Here is a 346-nt window from a genome sequence, read left to right as displayed (position 1 = left end):
TTTCTTACCTATTATAACTCCAGGCTTAGAAGAATGTATTATTACAGACACTAAAGTAACTGTACGCTCTACAGTTACTTTAGAAATACCAGCATGCTTAAAGGATTCATTTATATAACTGCGAATAAATAGATCGATCTCCGCGTGGCGCTCAAATAACAATGGTTCCTGAATTAATTCCATTTTTTTTTTTTTTATTCAAAGTGCGGGATTATAAACCTGGTTTCAGCGTTAAAAATGCTGCTGAAAGTGCCATGAGAGAAATAATAGGTAAAAATACGATCGATCCCCTTTATCTACCTATAGAGCTTGAAATGCTGAAAGAGCCAGTTGCAGTAAATATTGG

1 protein-coding gene is annotated in these 346 nt (G+C 34.7%); it reads right to left on the bottom strand.

All coding sequences use genetic code 11. The features are described from left to right. The coding region (locus tag ACJ5GX_RS04905) for a KH domain-containing protein (RefSeq protein ID WP_495292759.1) at positions 1-183 on the bottom strand (183 nt) is incomplete at its 3' end. Positions 184-346 lie beyond the last annotated feature (163 nt).

The organism is Wolbachia endosymbiont of Tuta absoluta (assembly GCF_059414725.1).
Note: the sequence above shows the minus strand (reverse complement) of the source record. Positions and strands in the feature narration are given on the sequence as shown.